Here is a 17,823-nt window from a genome sequence, read left to right on the forward strand (position 1 = left end):
TGGCAAATCGAACTGTTTTTCAAATGGATCAAGCAACACCTCAGAATAAAGAGCTTTTTCGGTACATCGGAGAACGCAGTAAAATCACAAATCTGGATTGCGGTCTCAGTATACGTGCTGGTCGCTATCATGAAAAAGCAGTTCGACTTGCAAGAAAGTCTCTACACAATTTTACAGATTTTGAGCGTCAACGTTTTCGAGAAAGTACCGTTTTATCAATTAGTTACTGAAAGAGATTACAATCAAGAGACCAGGTGCCCCAATAAGCAACTGAATTTATTCGATTAACAATCGGACACTAGTGATGCAATACAATATCACGAACAAATCACTTGACGCAACAAATGAATCCGCCTATATGGGAATGATTGCATTCGTTGAAAACAGATGGGACCCTTGAAAATTCAAAATTTCCTTCAAGCTTCCCGGACATCGACACCATCTGACATTGTAATTTCAGTAAGTTATGTGCATTCAAGTACCTGCAGATGCGCTGAGCGAAGTCGTCGGAAGCGAGTGTGAGGCAATGGAATCGTATCGGTAGGCGAGCCCGCGGTGCAGTTCCAACAACCCGGTTCGATGCCTGGCGGACAGCGTCAAGAGAGCCGGTTCACAGGAAAACACTTACGAAACCACGTTACAAGGAGAAAGGTCATGGGCAACTATTTTAACTCGCTACCGCTCAGATTGCAGATCGAGGAATTAGCGCAATGCCGGTTCATGGACAGTGATGAATTCGACGGTGTCGAAGCGCTGCGCGGCAAAAAAATCGTCATTGTCGGCTGTGGCGCGCAGGGCCTCAATCAGGGGCTCAATTTGCGTGATTCCGGGCTCGATGTTTCCTATGCGTTGCGCGAGGCGGCTATCAAGGAGCAACGGCAGTCCTGGAAAAACGCCACCGAGCACGGCTTTGTCGTCGGCACCTATGAACAATTGATTCCGCAGGCAGATCTGGTGGCCAACCTGACGCCGGACAAACAGCATACCGGTGTCGTCAGCACGATCATGCCGCTGATGAAACAAGGAGCCTGTCTCTCCTATTCGCACGGGTTCAATATCGTCGAGGAGGGGATGCAGGTCCGCCCGGATCTGACGGTGATCATGGTGGCCCCGAAAGGACCTGGCACCGAACTTCGACAGGAGTATGTCCGCGGGTTCGGTATTCCGACTCTGATTGCGGTGCATCGGGAAAACGATCCTAACGGTGACGGCCTCGAATTGGCCAAAGCATATGCCTGCGGCACCGGCGGCGACCGGGCAGGTGTTCTGCAGTCATCGTTCATCGCCGAGGTCAAATCGGACCTGATGGGCGAACAGACCATTCTCTGCGGCCTGCTGCAGGCCGGTTCCCTGCTCTGCTACGACAAGATGATCGAGCAGGGGATCGATGCCGGCTATGCCTCAAAACTCGTACAATACGGTTGGGAGATGGTTACCGAGGCGCTCAAGCATGGTGGTATCACCAATATGCTGGACCGGTTGTCCAACCCGGCGAAGATCAAGGCCCACATCCTTTCCGAAGAGCTGAAAAATATCATGACCCCGCTCTTCGAAAAGCATATGGATGATATCATGTCCGGGGCGTTTTCTCGCACCATGATGGAAGACTGGGCCAACGATGACGCCGACCTGCTGGCTTGGCGCAAAGCGTCGGGTGAGACGCCGTTTGAGCGGGCCGAGTCGATGAGCGGCGATATCCCGGAGCAGGAGTACTTTGATCACGGCATTCTGCTCGTTGCCTTCGTCAAGGCCGGTGTCGAGTTGGCCTTCGACACCATGGTGGCCACCGGTATCAAGCCGGAGTCGGCGTATTACGAGTCGCTTCATGAAGTACCGCTGATCGCCAACTTGATTGCCCGCAAAAAACTGTACGAAATGAACGTTGTCATCTCTGATACCGCCGAGTACGGCTGTTATCTGTTCGCCAATTCGGCGGTGCCGCTGCTGGCCGATTTCATGAAAGGCATCGATACCGATGTGATCGGCAGAGGGCTCGAGCTCGATGATTGCGGGGTCGACAATCTCGACCTGATCGATGTCAACGAGGCCATCCGCTATACCGAGGTCGAGGCGATCGGTGCCGAGCTGCGCGGCTATATGGGAGCGATGAAGCCGATGTTCTAACCCTCTGGCGGTTCATGCTTTCTGCCGTAGTGCAGGCCCCTACGAGGGTATCCGAGGGGCCTGTTTTTTATCTCAACCTACGGTGGTATAGGTTTGAACCCGTCCTCCGTTCACGAGCAACGTCGATCCTGGTTCTTCGCCCTGTCGATCAGGCCGCAGCGCAGCAGCCCGCAGATCGTGTTTGCATTCCCGGGGATATCTCTGCTACACTGCTCTCCTGTTAAAAATCGTTGTCGGCCGGACCGGGCCAGCCGATTTCTGTGCTGACATAAGGGAAGCTTGAAAAATTGTCATTTCGTCCAATCTCATCGTTGCGCAATCAAATTTTATCCTCGGAATATCATGTATATGCCTGCGGTAAAATTTTCTTGCGCGCCTCGATCTTGAACGAAATTCAGAATTTTTCAAGCTCCCCGTAACAAGGAGCTGAAAGCGGGATGAGCAATGATTATCTGTGTCGATTTTGACGGAACCATCGTTGATCATCGTTATCCGGAGCTGGGCAAACCCGTGCCCGAGGCCGTGACCTGGCTGAAGCGGCTACAGGCCTGCGGAGCGAAAATCATACTCTTTACGATGCGTTCCGAACAGGGCATTGCCGGTGACACGCTGCTCGACGCGGTCCGTTATCTACAGGATCAGGGCATTGAACTTCATGGGGTCAACACCAACCCGGACCAGCAAAGCTGGACATCAAGCCCGAAGGCGTATGCCGATATCTATGTCGACGATGCCGCTTTCGGCTGCCCGCTGATCAGGCCGTCAGGATTTTCCCGGCCGTGCGTCGATTGGAAGAAAGTCGGCCCGGCGCTGGAACACCTCTGCCTCAGTCGCCGCTGAGCGCCCGCCGGTCTCCGACATGACCATGACGGCCAAACTCAGGGGAGCCTTCCCGGTTGAGAGGTTTTCAGCCCGTAACAGGCTGCTCCTGGCCCTGACCGTTATCCTGGTTACCGCGTTCGTCGGCACGAGTTTGATCAATTATGCCATTACCAGTTCCGCGATTCGCCGGGAAATTGTTCAGAAGGATTTGCCGCTGACCCGGGACAATATCTATTCCGACCTCGCTGCTGAACTGAGTCGTCCGATTCTTGTTGCTTCCAGCATGGCGGTGGATAGCTTCCTCAAAGAATGGGTTGAAAGCGGTGAACGCGATGTCGATTTGATTACTCGCTATTTAAGGGGGATTCGCGATCGCTACGACTTTTTTTCGGTATTCTTTGTTTCCGAGAAGACAGGCAACTACTATCATTTCAACGGTTTCCATAAAGTGGTCAGTCCCGAAGACGCTCACGACGTCTGGTATTACTCGTTTCGGGATCGAAACAAGGACTATGAGCTCGATGTCGACAACGACGAGGCCGCGGCGAATAACCTGACCGTTTTTATCAACTATCGGGTGGCCGGTCGGGACGGCGGTCTGCTCGGTGTGACCGGGGTCGGCCTGCAGATCCAGCGGCTCGCCGCATTGATCGCCGAGTATCAACACATCTACGACCGCGCCATCTACCTGACTGACAGGGCCGGCCTGATTCAGGTGCACCAGGATCAGGCGCTCATCGAAAAGAAGTCCATCTCCACGCTGCCGGGCCTTGCTCCGCTGGCCGGCAAGATCCTGGCAACCGGGGAAGAGCCGCAAAACTTCCGCTTTTCCCGGCAGGGGGAGACCATTCTGTTGACCGTTCGCCATATCGGTCAATTGAACTGGCTGTTGTTCGTCGAGCAAAACGAGACGGCCGCCTTGCATGAGGCGCGGATGAATCTGCTGCGCACCGTGCTGGTCGGTCTGGTCGCCTCGCTGTTCATAATCGGGTTGACGCTGTTCACCATCAACCATTTTCAGGCTCGCCTGGAGGTAATGGCCACCATTGATGCGTTGACCGGTGTTGCCAACAGGCGCATGCTGGAGATCGAATTTTCCCGGTTCCTTTCGGTACAGCAGCGGTCTCGACATCCCTTTTCGCTGATCCTGGTCGATCTCGATGGCTTTAAAAAAGTCAACGACGTCCTTGGACATATGTCCGGAGATATGGTACTGCGCCAGGTTGCCGATATCAGCGCCGGGACGGTTCGGCCAATCGACGTGGTTGCCCGCTGGGGCGGGGATGAATTCGTTGTCCTGACCGGGCTTGGAACTGCGGAAGCCGTCATGGTCGCCCGGCGACTGGTCGATGCCGTTGTCACTGCCGACTTGGCCGGAGTCGGAACGAGGATGGATGACCCGCGGAAAGAGATTACCATTTCGTGCGGCATCACCGAGTATGTCCAGGGAGACGACCTGGACTCGATGATCACCCGGGCGGATCAGGCGATGTATACCAGTAAAAGAGAAGGTGGAAACCGAGTTTCGGTTCTGGCGGCTGCGGGGTGATCAGTCGGCCAAACCGGCCCTGATCGACAGAAGAAGATCGATATTGCCGATGAAGACGGTGACAATATCCGGGTCGAAATGGCTGCCGCTGCTCTGCTTGATGATCTCCAGAGCCTCGTCGACCGATGAGGCGGACTTGTAGACCCGTTCACTGGTCAGTGCGTCAAAGACGTCGCAGATCGCCGCTATGCGGCCGATAACGGGGATTCCCTCGCCCCGAAGACCACGTGGATAGCCGCTGCCGTCGAATTTTTCGTGGTGGGTCAGCGCGATTTCGGCGCCGATCTGCAGGATCGACGAGGTTGACTCCGATAAAATACGGTGGCCGATCTCGCAATGGGTCTTGATAACTTCGAATTCCTCGATGCTCAGTTTCCCCGGTTTCAGCAGGATTGTATCGGAGATGCCGATTTTACCGACATCGTGCAGCGGCGCCGATACCTTCAGTGTCTTGCACAACGATTCCGGCAGCCCCATCAGACGGGCCAGAGTCTCGCAGAACTTACCCATTCGTACCGTGTGCTTGGCGGTCTCGTTATCCCTGAACTCCGCTGCCTTGGAAAGGATTAAAATGGTCTCTTCCCGCGATTTGTCGAGTTCGAAGGTGCGCTCTTCAACGAGCAGTTCCAACTCTTCCCGGTGTCGCCGGTTTTCGATTTCCAATCGTCTTCGACGCAAGGCATTGGTAATATTGATGATCAACTCATTGGCCTGGAAAGGTTTGGTGACATACCCGTAGGCCCCCATGTGCAGGGTCTCAATGGCCGTGGTCCGGTCGTCGACTCCGGTGACCATGATAAAAGCGAGGTCCTGGTAGGTTTTTTGGCAGGTGTCGAGCAGCTCGACACCAGTCATGCCGGTCATGTTGATATCGCTGATCACCAGGTCAAACGGCTCCTCTTTCAGCAGCTCCAGCGCTGCTTCGGCATTGTCGGCGGTGCGGAATCGATAGCCCTCGCTCTCGACGATAACGGAAATGAGGGTGCGCACCTGGTCGTCGTCATCGACAATCAGCAGCTTCGACTGGCTCGGCGGGAGCGGTGTGGTTTGTTCCATCGGGGCATCCACGGTGAAAAGTTGATTACCGTCTGTATTAAACATGCTTTGCCGGCAAAACTCAATTGATTGCTTGCGCCGTCGGCGGTTTTCAACGGATTAGTGGCCGGCTCGCACTACTCTGGTCGGCGGATCGCTCTGTTGCGGTGAAATGACCTGATTTCCAATTGATGGACGGTGTCGAGCGACTGCAAGTGAGCGCTCGGTCGATGCTGCTTGCAATTATTCTCGTAATCAGTATACCCTTGCACAAGAGGAGCGAAACGAAGGGGGATCGCGACTGATTGACGTTGACGATGGGGAGAAGCCATGAACGATAAGGAAACAACAACGGAGCCACGGGAACCTCTGTGGGACCGGACACTGAGAAGAATTAGGGAATTCTGGCCTCTCGGTGATCCGGCCGCTTTGAAAGATGTTGTCGGTACCGATCTGCCGGCCGCTGATCTTTCCAAGGTTCGTGCCAAAATCGACGCCTGCCTGGCCGGTGAGGGTGGTGAGGTATCGGCCCGGGCTCGGGCCGCTGAACTTGGCGAGACCTATGCGGTTCTCGGCATTACCGGTCGGCGCCGGTTTCTTGAACTGCTTGCCGCTTCCTATGACGTGGACAACGAGTCGCTGGAGACGGCCATTGGCGAGTGGCGTCTAGCGCAGGATGCTATTGCCCGACAGCAGGCTGCAGCCGGGCTGCGTGATGTTCTGGAGCCGCCGCGGATCAGACTCCTGCGCCAATTCAACGGTCTGCAGGGCGGCGTCAAATTCCTGGTCGACCTGCGCGCCGAGTTGATCGGTTGGGCCCGGGAAAGCCGGGAACTGCGGGCCCTTGACCGGGACATCTGCCGCCTCCTTGGCTCGTGGTTCGATATCGGCTTCCTCGAGCTGCAGCGAATTACCTGGAATACCTCTGCGGCATTGCTGGAAAAACTAATCCGGTATGAAGCGGTGCACGAGATTACTTCCTGGCAGGACCTGAAAAACAGGCTTGAAGGTGATCGCTGCTGTTATGCCTTCTTTCACCCGCATATGCCTCATGAACCGCTCATTTTCGTCGAAGTGGCGCTGGTCAACGGCATCTCGACCAGCATTCACCAATTGCTCGACGAGCGAGCCCCAGCCGGCGACCCGGCTGGGGCCGATACGGCGATCTTCTATTCCATTTCCAATTGCCAGGCCGGACTGGCCGGAGTCAGTTTCGGCAATTTTCTGATCAAACGGGTAGTTGCCGACCTGACGAGCAAGCTGCCAAATCTGAAGACCTTTTCCACACTGTCACCGATTCCCGGTTTTATCGACTGGCTCAGGCAGCAGGAAGAAGTTCCGGAACTGGTCGATGTGGATAGTGAGGCAGTGGCCTGCCTGCGGGCCGAGCCGATCGACGTCGACTGTTTCAGCCGACTGCTCCTGCCGGAACAGAGCACCGCCGGGCCGGGCGAGAAACAGCGGGGCCAGCACCTGCAGCAAGCACTGTTGCAGCTTTGCGCTCGATATCTGCTGACGGCCAAGCGGGGGCGGCAGGCCTGGGACCGGGTCGCCCACTTTCACCTGACCAACGGCGCCCAGATCAGGCAGATCAATTGGGCTGCCAACCGTTCAGACCGGGGGGTTCGGGAGTCGGCCGGGATGATGGTCAATTATCTCTATGACCTGACTTCGATCGAGAAGCATCACGAGGCCTACAGCAGCCAGGGACATATCTCGGCCGCCGCGCCGGTGAAAAAGCTGGTCAAGTAGCCGGATTCGCCGGACGATTTCGTTCGATCATGCCCATTACTGCGTAGACGAGCTGGGCGGCGGCAAAACTCGATGCGTGATCGTCGGCCCGGGGAGCCAATTCCACCACATCAAAACCGGCAACACGGCGGCCGCGGATGGCTATCTCTATGGCCGCCAGCGTATCGTACCAGCCTGGTCCGCCCGGCACCGGGGTGCCGGTGGCACGAATTACCGAGGGGTCGAGGCCGTCGACATCAAGACTGAGGTAGATCGTTTCGGGGAAGTCAGCGGGGAGGTGCAGGGCTGCCAGACCCTTTCGGTGCAGCGTTACGGCGTCAAGGCCGGCGATGTGGTGCTCCCGCCGGTAGCGCTCTTCTTCTAGGCAACGGGCGCGTACACCGAATTGGAAGAGCACCATGCCGAGATCTTCGTGGGCGCGCCGGGCGACGCAGGCGTGACTATAGCGACTGCCCTCGTAGCGGTCGCGCAGATCGGCATGGGCATCGAGCTGGAAGAGACCGACCGGTGCGGCGTGGTGTTTTGTTACGGCCTGCAGGGCTCCGAGGGTTACCGTATGTTCCCCTCCGAGCAGTACCGGCAGACGGCCATCGGCCAGAGCGATGCTGCAGCGCTCGGCGATCCGGGCCAGCACCGATTCGACGGTGGTGCGGCAATCGATAGCGGCCGTGGTATGGATGCCCAGATCGAGCGGCTGGGAAATCCCATCGAAGGCCTCGAGCTGCTGCGATGCCGTAAGGATGGCCGCGGGTCCGTTACCGGTACCGGCCCCGTAGGAGACGCTCTGCTCCAGCGGCACCGGAATAACATGAAACAATGAGTCGGCGGCCGCGCTGCTCGCCAGTTCGGAAGCGAGGAAGCCGGGAAGCTCGGTGCCGGCCATCAGGACAGCCTCCCCTTGAAGTCTTCATAGCCGAATTCACGCACCACCTGCAGGCTCTTCGTTTCCGGTTCATAGCGGATTATCGAAGGGAGCCGTACCCCGTTGAAGGTCGTGGTCTTGACCATGGTATAGATAGCCATGTCGGTGAACACCAGTTTCTGCCCGACTACTAGCGGTCGATCGAACGAGTACTCCCCGGCAACATCGCCAGCCAGACAGGACAGTCCGCCGATCCGGCAGGTATAGGCTTTCTCGCCCAGCCTGCCGGAGCCGACGATTAGCGGTCGATAGGGCATTTCCAGAACATCGGGCATATGGGCCGGTACCGAGGCGTCGATGATGGCGATATCGATATCGGCCGGTACGATATCAAGGACGGTGGTCACCAGGAAACCGCTCTGAAGCGCTACCGCTTCGCCCGGCTCCAGGAAGACGCGGACTCCCCAGCGATCCTGAAAATCGTTGATCAACCGCACGAGCAGGTGCCGATCGTAGTCGCTTCTGGTGATATGGTGACCGCCGCCGAAATTGACATAGTCGAGATGCGGTAATACCGAAGAAAATGATCGTTCGACGGCAGCGATAGTCCGCTCCAGACAATCGGCATTCTGCTCGCAGAGATTGTGCCAGTGCAGCCCGGAAATCCCCTCCAGTTCGTCGTGGCGGAAATCACCGGCGCGGATACCGAGCCGTGAACCGGGAGCGCAGGGATCGTAGAGGGCGACGGCCCCCTCCGAGTGCTCCGGGTTGATGCGCAGTCCCAGTGCCAGCCGTCGTCCCAGTGCAGCGGCCCGGTCCAGGGCCGGTGTGCGGAAACGGGCCAGCTGGTTGAACGAATTGAAGACCAGGTGATCGGTGGTGGCAGCCAGTTCTTCGATGTCATCTGGCGAATAGGCGGCCGCGAAGGTATGAACCTCGCCGCCGAATTCTTCTCGGCCGAGTCGCGCCTCGTGCGGGGAACTGGCACAGGTGCCGTCCAAAACGGTGCGCAAGAGCGGAAAGACGCTGAACATGGCAAAACATTTCAAAGCCAGCAGAATTCGGCACCCGGTGCGCTGTTTGATGTTATCGAGAATCGCCAGGTTGCGGCGCAGCAACCCTTCGTCAACGACAAAGGCCGGGGTGTGTACCTGTTCCGGGTCGAATGAAACGCCGCTGCTGTTCATCAGGGTTCAATGGCCTGCCAGGGCAGGCCGTGTTGGTTGAGGGCCGCCATAAAGGGGTCCGGGTCGAATTGTTCCATATGCCAGACGCCGGGCCGTTTCCAGGCGCCGGTCAGCATCATCATCGCCCCGATCATCGCCGGCACTCCGGTGGTATAGCTGATCGCCTGGGAGCCCACTTCTCGGTAGGCATCCTCGTGGTTGCAGATATTATAGATATAGAGTTGCTTCTGCCGGCCGTCCTTGATGCCCTTGAGCAGGCAGCCGATGCAGGTGCGACCGGTGGTCAGCGGACCGAGCGAGGCCGGCTCCGGCAGCACCGCCTTGAGAAACTGCAGCGGCACGACCGGCGTGCCATTATAATCGACCGGGTCGATCCGGGTCATGCCGACGTTTTCCAGGACCCGTAGATGGGTCAGGTACTGCTCGGAAAAGGTCATCCAGAAACGTGCCCGCTTCAGCCCCTTGAGGTGCAGCACCAGTGACTCCAACTCCTCGTGATACATTAGAAAGCATTTCTTCGGGCCGATACCCTCGGGGAAATCATAGGTCATCGACCAGGACAGCGGATCGGTTTCGACCCACTCGCCGTGTTCCCAGTAGCGGCCGCGCTGGGTGATCTCGCGGATGTTTATTTCCGGGTTGAAATTAGTCGCGAAATGCTGGCCGTGATCGCCGGCGTTGCAGTCGATGATGTCCAGCTCGTGGATCTCGTCGAAATGATGTTTCTGGGCCCAGGCGCAAAAGACGTTGGTGACACCGGGGTCGAAACCGGAGCCGAGCAGAGCGGTCAGGCTTGCTTTTTCGAACGGCTGCCGATAGGCCCACTGCCACTTGTATTCGAATTTGGCCTCGTCGGGCGGCTCGTAGTTGGCGGTGTCGAGATAGTCGACACCAGTCTTCAGGCAGGCGTCCATCAGCGCCAGGTCCTGGTAGGGTAGCGCCACGTTGAGCAGCAGGTCCGGTTTAAGCTGATCGATCAATGCTACCGAGTCTGCGACCCGGTCGGCATCCAGCGCGAAGGTGGCAATATCGATGCCGGTTCGTGCCATGACCGATGCGGCGATGGCGTCACATTTACACTTCGTCCTGCTGGCCAGTGAAATCTGCGAAAAAACGGAGGGAACCTGGGCGCACTTATGGGCAACTACGCTGCCGACGCCGCCGGCTCCGATAATCAGTACATGTGCCATGTGTCGTCTCCGGGGTTGTCCTTAAAAAATTCGTTGCCGCGCCGAGCAGGCTCAGCGCTCGAAATAGGTATAGCCGCGCAGGCCGGCCTCGAAGGCCTGGACGATCTCCTTGCGTTCCTGCGGCGAGATCCGTCCGGCCCGCACTGCCCGCTCCGCGGTCTTGCGGAAACTGTTGAACAGGTGTTTCGGATCGTATTCGACATAGGACAGGACATCGGCGACGGTGTCGCCCTCCAGCTCGTTGACGAATTCGAACTCGCCGTTGTCCATGATACGGATCGTTACCACATTGGTGTCGCCGAGCAGGTTATGCAGGTCGCCGAGCGTTTCTTGGTAAGCGCCGACGAGAAAGGCGCCAAGCAGATACTCGTCGGTATTGTTCAGCTCATGGAGCGGCAGATAGCGCCTGACGCCGCGCCGGTCGATGAATTGGTCGATCTTGCCGTCACAATCGCAGGTGATATCGGCAAGTACCGCGTTGACGGTCGGTTCCTCGTTGAGCCGGTGAATCGGCATGATCGGGAACAGCTGGCCGATCGCCCAGGCGTCGGGCAACGACTGAAAGACGCTGAAATTGCAGTAATAAATGTCGGAAAGTACGCGATCCAAATCGGCCAGCTCCGGAGTTATATGCTTGAGCTCCTTGGACAACTCGGCGATCCGGGCGATGGTCGTCCAAAAGATCTGCTCGGCCAGGGCCCGCTGGCGCAGGTTGATGGTTCCGTGGTGGAACAGGTGGCGGGCCTCGTCGCGATAGAAGAGGATATCGTTGAAGCTTTCCTGGAGGTTGCGAATGGTCAGCCCGTCTAGGGTCTCCATCATGTAATGGATCTGCGAGGGACAATCTTCGGGCAGCTGCTCCGGCAACGGATCGGGCCGGAACCTGGCGACATCAAGCACATTGAAGAGCAGGATCGAGTAATAGGCGACCAGGGCCCGGCCCGACTCGGTGATGATGATCGGGTGGTCGATACCTTCCTCGTCGAGTGAGGTCATCACCGCTTCGATGATATCCGTACAGTACTCGTTGATCGAGTAGTTGCGGCTCGACAGGAAATTGGATTGCGAGCCGTCGTAGTCAACGGCCAGCCCGCCGCCGAGATCCAGATAGGTGACCCGGGCCCCTTCCCGGACCAGACCGATGAAGACCCGGCAGGCCTCGCTGACGGCGGAGCGGATCTCCCGGATATTGGAGATCTGCGAACCGAGGTGATAGTGGACCATCTGCAGACAATCGAGCATGTCCTCGGCCGTGAGCAGGTCGATTGCCTTAATCACCTGATTGGTGTCCAGGCCGAAAATCGACCGGTCGCCGCCCGACTCGGCCCAGTGGCCGGTTGCCTGGGAGGCGAGCTTGATCCTGATCCCGAGAATCGGTGTGGCGCCGAGCTGCTTCGAGCGTTCCAGAATGAGCGGTAACTCGTCCGGGCGCTCGACGACGAGGATGCAGGTAAAGCCGAGTTTGGTCGCGTAGAGGCCGAGATCGATAAACTCCTCGTCCTTGTAGCCATTGCAGATCAGAACCGACTTGCGGTCCCGCATGGTTCCCATCGCGGCGATTAGTTCGGCTTTGCTGCCGGCTTCGAGGCCGTGATGGTAACGAGAACCGTAATGGGTAATCTGCTCGACGACCTGTTGCTGCTGGTTGACCTTGATCGGGTAGGCCCCGAGAAAGGAGCCGCGATAGCCGAGTTCGGTCATGGCTTGCTGAAAGGTCTCATTGAGGATTGCGATCTGGGCATCGAGGATATTTTCGACGCGGAGTAGTACCGGCATGTCCAGGCCTCTCGCCTTGACCCCCTCGGCGACTTTGCTGATGCTGACGGCACGATTATCAGCGCCGCCGGCGGGCAGGACCATCATTTCACCGTTGGCGGCGATGGAAAAATAGCCGCCGCTCCATTCCGGCACCCCGTAGAGCTCCGCCGACTTGGTGGTGTTCCAGCGTTCCATGGTCTGCTTCACGTGTTCTCTCCCTGCACGGTTATCCTCCGCTGCGATTGTAAAAAAACGAGCCCTCTATACAGATACTCACTACAAAGGTAAAGCATTTTCTATGGCCCGGCAGCCGATCGTAACGGAAAAAGCTCTTTGCAGTCAAGAGAAGAGGTGCCTGGTTTGCCTGTTGTGTCAGCCCTAGGCGGTGCGCAGTGAATCGGTCACCGGCCGGCGGAAAGACGGCGGTGCGCGCGGCGGTGCCTGGCGACAAGATCCGCCACGATCTCCTCGATGAGGCGATAGCCAGCGGCTGCATCGTGGTTGGCGCGAATATGGATTTTGGCCGCTTCGCGCATGGCGATCCGTTCGTCGCGGCGGGTCAGGATACGTTCAAGGTAGTCGGTGAACAGTTTCGGCTGCACGGCCGGTGCAAGCAGACCGGTCTTTTCGTGGATGACCGTATCGGCGGCACCCCAGTCACCAAACGCGACGACCGGCAGGCCGGCCGCCTGAGCTTCGAGGTAGACCATGCCGCGGGATTCCCGGATGCCGGGAAAGGCGAAGACGTCGGCGGCACTGTAATAACGATAGAGTTCGGTACGCGGAACCTTGCCGAGGAAGATGACGTTCCCGGGCAGTTTCTCGCGGCCGTGCCGCTCGAGCAGGGCTCGGTCCAGGCCGTCGCCGGCGATGATCAGGAGGATGTCGAGACCGCGGCGGTGCAATTCGGCACAGCTGTCGATGACTTTCTGAACGCCGACGGTTTTGGCCCCCGGCCGGAGCATTGCTGCGGTCATCACAATTCGACGCTCGCCGGTCGACCATTGATCACGAAGAGCCCGGCGGGAAACCAGGTCGAAGGTGAAATCATCGGGGACGATCCGGGGAGCAAGGTGGTAGACCCGCTGCTGAAGAACCAATTGTCCCAGCAGTTGGCGGTCGCTGCGCCAATTGGTAAAGATCAGATCGGCGGCCCGCAGGGCGTAGCGGTTGAGCAGAAAACCCGGATAGGTTGGCAGGCGCTGTCGATCCGTGCTTGTCTGGAGAGGCTGATAGATGATATAGGGAAGCGATAGCCGTTGACTGCAATAGGGACCAAGCAGGTCCGGTGCCGTTTCGTCGCAATGGCAGCTGAGCCAGACATCCGGTGCGGTCGAAGGGAGCAGGTGCATGGTTTTTCGGCGCTCCCCGGCCAGCCGCACGTATTGCCAGGGTTTCAGGTAAGCGAGGCGGCTGCAGTAGCCGCTGGCGACATGGAGCGTATGCCGGCGGCGGAGAAAATCACAGAGCATCATCCCATCGAAGCCGTTGCGTACGACGTGATCGTGATCAACGGCCGAGAAGCCGGCATGGACATGCTGATCGGAATGGATTGCGGTGGTTGGACTGCAGGAGGCCGGATCGCCATCGGCGGCGGTACCCGTCTGGCTCGCCGAAATACCGCTGAGTGAGGTAAACGGCAGATAAAAGGATATGTTCATGACGATCAGCGGACATTCACAGTCTGAGGTGATGAAAGGCTGTCGGCAAAGATCGACCAGCGGTTTATTGTAGCGCAGGGGATTTTGAAAGTGAAGTGAATAAAAAAAACCTGGAACGATGGATCTCATCGTTTCGCGAAGGGCCTGTTTCAACATAAAAACCTTTTTGGAAAGGGGGCGGTTATGGGATGGACACGGCGACGGGATGACTTAACGGCCATTGTACAGGCGGCGCTGAGGCGTGTCGATCCCTACCAGATGTTGCTCGATCATGTGCGGCTCGAAGGCGACGAGCTCTGCGTCGATCTTGCCGGTAGCCCTCGGCGTTTTGATCTGTTGGCGTACCGCCGTATCGTCGCCATCGGGGCCGGCAAGGCGACGGCGCCGATGGCGCTGGCCTTGGAGCGAATCCTTGGCGATCGGCTGGACGGCGGTGTCATTGCCGTCAAATACGGTCATACCGAACGATTGCAGTGCATCGACATGATCGAGGCGGGGCATCCGGTTCCCGATGACAACGGTCAGGAAGCAGCCCGGCGGATTATGGCCATTGCCGCCGACAGCGACGAACAGACCCTGGTGATCTCGCTGATTTCCGGTGGCGGCTCGGCGCTGCTGCCCCTGCCCGCCCGGGTCGTGATCGGCGGTGAAGAGGTGGCGTTGACGCTCGATGACAAGCAGAGAACCACCAGTCTGCTGTTGGCCTGCGGTGCCGATATCGAAGAGATAAACTGTATTCGCAAGCATCTGTCGATGATCAAAGGCGGGCACCTGCTCGCGCGGCTGGCCCCGGCTCGAAGCATCAATTTTATTCTCTCCGACGTGGTCGGCGATTCTTTGTCGAGCATCGCCTCCGGCATGACCTGTGCCGACCCGACGAGTTTTGGCGACGCACTCGGGATCATGGACAAATATGCTATTGTTGACCGGGTGCCACCGATCGTTCGTCGCTATCTTGAAGCCGGCCGGAGCGGGGAGGTGGAGGAAACGGTGAAGCGGGGACGGCCGGAGTTGGCGCTGACGGAAAATATCCTGCTCGGCACCAATCTGCAGGCTCTTGAAGCAGCGGCCGGCGAAGCGCAGCGGCGCGGTTACCGGCCGGTTCGCCTGACCAGTCGAATCGTCGGCGAGGCACGCGAGGTAGCCAAGGTCTTGGCGGCCATTGCCCTGGATTGCGCCGCCGGTTCGATCCTTGCTGCACCTCCGGTCTGTCTGCTATCGGGGGGTGAACCGGTGGTCCAGATCAGAGGGGATGGCCTGGGTGGTCGCAACCAGGAGATGGCCTTGGCGTATTTGCTGGAGCTGGCGCATCACCCAGAGCTGGCAGGCAATCTGACTTTTCTTGCTGCCGCCACCGACGGCAACGACGGACCGACCGATGCGGCGGGGGCCTTCGCCGACCTGAAACTCCTTGAGATAGCGAGTGAAACCAACTTGAATCCGGCCAGTTACCTGGCAAATAACGATTCCTATCATTTTTTCCAGGGCTGCGACGGGCTGCTCAAGACCGGTCCGACCAATACCAATGTCTGCGATCTACACCTTACGTTGATCGATTCATTACCGTCCGACCAGGCTGCGACAACATGAACCGGATGGGAATTTCTCCACGACACAGGTGCTGTAATGCTCGCTGAGGTCATATCCCACCTATGGAGACACCGGTTCCTGATCACCGTCTGTCTGGCGCTGTGCGCGGGCTATTTCTTCTTTTTTGTCGACCGAGCCGTCGTCGATCTGTCTATTACCATCGACAAACGAGGGTTTTTCCGCATTTTATCATTCGTGGAGCGCCGATTTTCAGGCCCAGGGCCGTGGCGCGACCCTGATGATCGCTGCAGCCGCTCAGGCTGCCGAACAGACGCTCCAGCGAAAGATGTTGTGTTTCTTGCTCCTCGCGGTATTTGCGCTGTCCAGCTACTCTTTTATCGTCGTCGGACTCGACGGCATCGCACAAATCGCTTGAGATGGCAATGCCAAGACCGATATCGGCGCTTCATAGCGTGTTCGGCTGGTGTGCATTGGTGACCTGCCAGGTGCACAGCGTGATCCGGCGTCTGTTGGTGATCGCGGTGGTACTGATGTTCGCGGCATCATGTAGCCAAAAGGCAAGAATCGATTACCGTCTCGGTCCGGGTGCCGGTCAATCCGACCGGGACGCGGTTGTCGACAAGCTGCTTTCCCATTACCGGCAGTGGCGCGGCGTGCCGTATAAAAACGGTGGGGTAAGCAGGGCCGGGATCGACTGTTCGGCTTTCGTCGTGTTAGCCTTCCGGCAGAATTTCGGTATCGAACTGCCGCGAACGACCGACGAGTTGGCCGTAGTCGGTAGCCCGGTCGTCCACGGCGCGATCCGACCCGGCGACCTGCTGCTTTTCAAGACCAGCTGGTTTACCCGGCATGTCGGCATCTCCGTTGACCAGGACCGATTCATCCATGCCTCGAGCAGTCAGGGTGTGGTGCTGTCCGCACTGGACGAACCATATTGGCACCAGCGTCTCTGGCAGGTGCGCCGCGTCCTGTCGCAATAAACAGTGTCGGGAGGGTCGAAGATGTGGGATTACCTGAGTTTCATCATCAACCGTTTCCGTGAGCGGTTATGGATCAAGCCGCTCATCGTATGTGTGCTATCCATTGGCGCAGTTTTCCTGGCCAATCTCATGGACATGACCGAATTCGGCCGTTTCCTGCCGGAGATCTCGAAGGAGTCGACCGAAACGCTGCTCAAGATCATGGCTTCGAGCATGTTGATGATGGCCACGTTTGCCGTGGCCTCGATGGTGGCCGCGTATGCGTCGGCAAGCAGATCTGCGACGCCCCGTTCTTTTCCGCTGATCGTCGGCGACGATCTTTCGCAGAATGCGCTCTCGGCATTCATCGGCACGTTCATCTACAGCGTGGTCGCGCTCGTTGCATTGATGAACGGGCTTTATGGTGGAAGGACCAGTCAGTTTATCCTGTTCTGCCTGACAATAGTTGTGCTTGCAGTCGTCATTATCACCTTCATCCGGTGGGTCGATAACATCGCCCGGCTCGGACGGCTGGGACATACGATCGATCAGGTGGAAGCGGCAGCCGCTGAGGCAATTAGGAAGCGACAGTCGGCGCCTCGTCTTGGGGGCGTTGCTGCGTTCAGTCTTCCGGATGGCAGCCATGCGGTTTTTGGAAAAGGCATCGGGTACGTACAGCGGATTGACACCGCCGCGTTGCAAGCGCGGGCGGCAGCGTCTCAATTGAGAATTGTTGTGGCTGCCCTGCCCGGTACCTTTTGTACGCCCAACCGCCCTGTCGCATGGGTTGTCCGGGAGGTGTCAGGCGGTGTATCCGATGAGGATGCCGAAGCAATCGCTGCCGCGTTCAAAATCGGCGGCTCGAGAGTCTTTGATCAGGATCCGCGGTTCGGGCTGGTGGTCCTTTCGGAGATCGCCAGCCGTGCGCTTTCGCCGGCGGTCAACGATCCAGGGACCGCTATCGGTGTCACCGGCACACTTGTCCGCCTGTTCGCATTATGGAATGAAGGCGGCAAGACGGGTGGCGGTGCCACGGTGCAGTTCGACCGCGTTGCGGTGCCGGAGTTGTCCGTGGCAGACATGTTTGATGACGCTTTTACCGGGATCGCCCGAGACGGGGCAGGCGTTGTCGAAGTGGTCGTGCGGCTGCTCAAGGCTCTCGAATCGCTCGCTGCGACCGGGGACGCGGCGATGCGCGACAACGCGCAGCACCACGCCCGTCTCGCGCTGGTTCGTGCCGAGACGGCATTGAACATTCCCGATGATCTCGCCACCGTGCGAGCGGTGGCCACGTTTGCACTTTAACCGGCAAGGCCGAACCAAACGGCCAACCTGGATTTCTGCAAGCGCGGCAGTGGAGATCATAACCCTCT

At 58.1% G+C, this 17,823-nt stretch carries 15 protein-coding genes; 9 read left to right on the forward strand and 6 right to left on the reverse strand.

Annotation, left to right across the window (positions count from 1 at the left end; genetic code table 11):
- The 4 genes from BUC26_RS10915 to BUC26_RS10930 all read left to right on the forward strand — a co-directional run.
- Nucleotides 1-288: transposase (locus tag BUC26_RS10915; RefSeq protein ID WP_143165985.1), on the forward strand; the 288-nt coding region annotated here is incomplete at its 5' end.
- A gap of 366 nt (nt 289-654) precedes the next feature.
- The gene (gene ilvC / locus BUC26_RS10920; protein WP_073375959.1) at nt 655-2,124 is read left to right on the forward strand and encodes a ketol-acid reductoisomerase; all 1,470 of its coding nucleotides are present in this window, start codon (nt 655-657) and stop codon (nt 2,122-2,124) included.
- A 444-nt stretch (nt 2,125-2,568) separates the two neighbouring features.
- Complete coding sequence (locus BUC26_RS10925) at nt 2,569-2,964, forward strand: hypothetical protein (protein ID WP_073375960.1); 396 nt, start codon at nt 2,569-2,571, stop codon at nt 2,962-2,964.
- A gap of 25 nt (nt 2,965-2,989) precedes the next feature.
- Nucleotides 2,990-4,495, forward strand: a complete 1,506-nt coding sequence (locus tag BUC26_RS10930; RefSeq protein ID WP_073376105.1) for a sensor domain-containing diguanylate cyclase — start codon at nt 2,990-2,992, stop codon at nt 4,493-4,495.
- On the opposite strand, the gene BUC26_RS10935 is transcribed toward BUC26_RS10930, so the two are convergent.
- A complete protein-coding gene (locus BUC26_RS10935) occupies nt 4,496-5,551 on the reverse strand; it encodes a response regulator (RefSeq protein ID WP_073375962.1) in 1,056 nt (351 codons plus the stop codon).
- Nucleotides 5,552-5,860: 309 nt separating this feature from the next.
- On the opposite strand from BUC26_RS10935, the gene BUC26_RS10940 reads away from it, so the two are divergent.
- A complete protein-coding gene (locus tag BUC26_RS10940; protein WP_073375963.1) occupies nt 5,861-7,282 on the forward strand; it encodes a malonyl-CoA decarboxylase in 1,422 nt (473 codons plus the stop codon).
- On the opposite strand, the gene speB is transcribed toward BUC26_RS10940, so the two are convergent.
- From speB to BUC26_RS10965, 5 genes are all read right to left on the reverse strand, one after another.
- Complete coding sequence (speB, locus tag BUC26_RS10945) at nt 7,275-8,165, reverse strand: agmatinase (RefSeq protein ID WP_073375965.1); 891 nt, start codon at nt 8,163-8,165, stop codon at nt 7,275-7,277. The two genes, BUC26_RS10940 and speB, sit on opposite strands and share 8 nt — an antisense overlap.
- Nucleotides 8,165-9,331: a carboxynorspermidine decarboxylase gene (nspC, locus tag BUC26_RS10950; RefSeq protein WP_073375966.1), complete on the reverse strand. Its 1,167-nt coding sequence runs from the start codon at nt 9,329-9,331 to the stop codon at nt 8,165-8,167. Before nspC ends, speB begins: the two co-directional genes overlap by 1 nt.
- Nucleotides 9,331-10,521 carry a saccharopine dehydrogenase family protein gene (locus BUC26_RS10955; RefSeq protein WP_073375968.1) on the reverse strand — a complete coding sequence of 397 codons (1,191 nt, stop codon included), beginning with the start codon at nt 10,519-10,521 and terminating at the stop codon, nt 9,331-9,333. Before BUC26_RS10955 ends, nspC begins: the two co-directional genes overlap by 1 nt.
- Before the next feature lie 51 nt (nt 10,522-10,572).
- Nucleotides 10,573-12,474 carry a biosynthetic arginine decarboxylase gene (gene speA / locus BUC26_RS10960; protein ID WP_073376107.1) on the reverse strand — a complete coding sequence of 634 codons (1,902 nt, stop codon included), beginning with the start codon at nt 12,472-12,474 and terminating at the stop codon, nt 10,573-10,575.
- A gap of 206 nt (nt 12,475-12,680) precedes the next feature.
- The gene (locus BUC26_RS10965) at nt 12,681-13,940 is read right to left on the reverse strand and encodes a glycosyltransferase (protein WP_161949837.1); all 1,260 of its coding nucleotides are present in this window, start codon (nt 13,938-13,940) and stop codon (nt 12,681-12,683) included.
- A 183-nt stretch (nt 13,941-14,123) separates the two neighbouring features.
- On the opposite strand from BUC26_RS10965, the gene BUC26_RS10970 reads away from it, so the two are divergent.
- The 4 genes from BUC26_RS10970 (at nt 14,124) to BUC26_RS10985 (ending at nt 17,755) form a co-directional block, all read left to right on the forward strand.
- Nucleotides 14,124-15,530 carry a glycerate kinase type-2 family protein gene (locus BUC26_RS10970; RefSeq protein WP_073375971.1) on the forward strand — a complete coding sequence of 469 codons (1,407 nt, stop codon included), beginning with the start codon at nt 14,124-14,126 and terminating at the stop codon, nt 15,528-15,530.
- A gap of 238 nt (nt 15,531-15,768) precedes the next feature.
- Nucleotides 15,769-15,906, forward strand: coding sequence for a hypothetical protein (locus tag BUC26_RS23400; protein WP_153307079.1), 138 nt, complete (start codon nt 15,769-15,771; stop codon nt 15,904-15,906).
- 7 nt (nt 15,907-15,913) lie between these two features.
- Entirely contained in the window at nt 15,914-16,471 is a 558-nt protein-coding gene (locus BUC26_RS10980; RefSeq protein WP_161949838.1) for an NlpC/P60 family protein, read from the forward strand.
- A gap of 21 nt (nt 16,472-16,492) precedes the next feature.
- Nucleotides 16,493-17,755, forward strand: coding sequence for a DUF2254 domain-containing protein (locus BUC26_RS10985; protein ID WP_073375974.1), 1,263 nt, complete (start codon nt 16,493-16,495; stop codon nt 17,753-17,755).
- The last annotated feature ends 68 nt before the right edge of the window (nt 17,756-17,823 follow it).

This window comes from Desulfofustis glycolicus DSM 9705 (assembly GCF_900130015.1).
Classification (GTDB): domain Bacteria; phylum Desulfobacterota; class Desulfobulbia; order Desulfobulbales; family Desulfocapsaceae; genus Desulfofustis; species Desulfofustis glycolicus.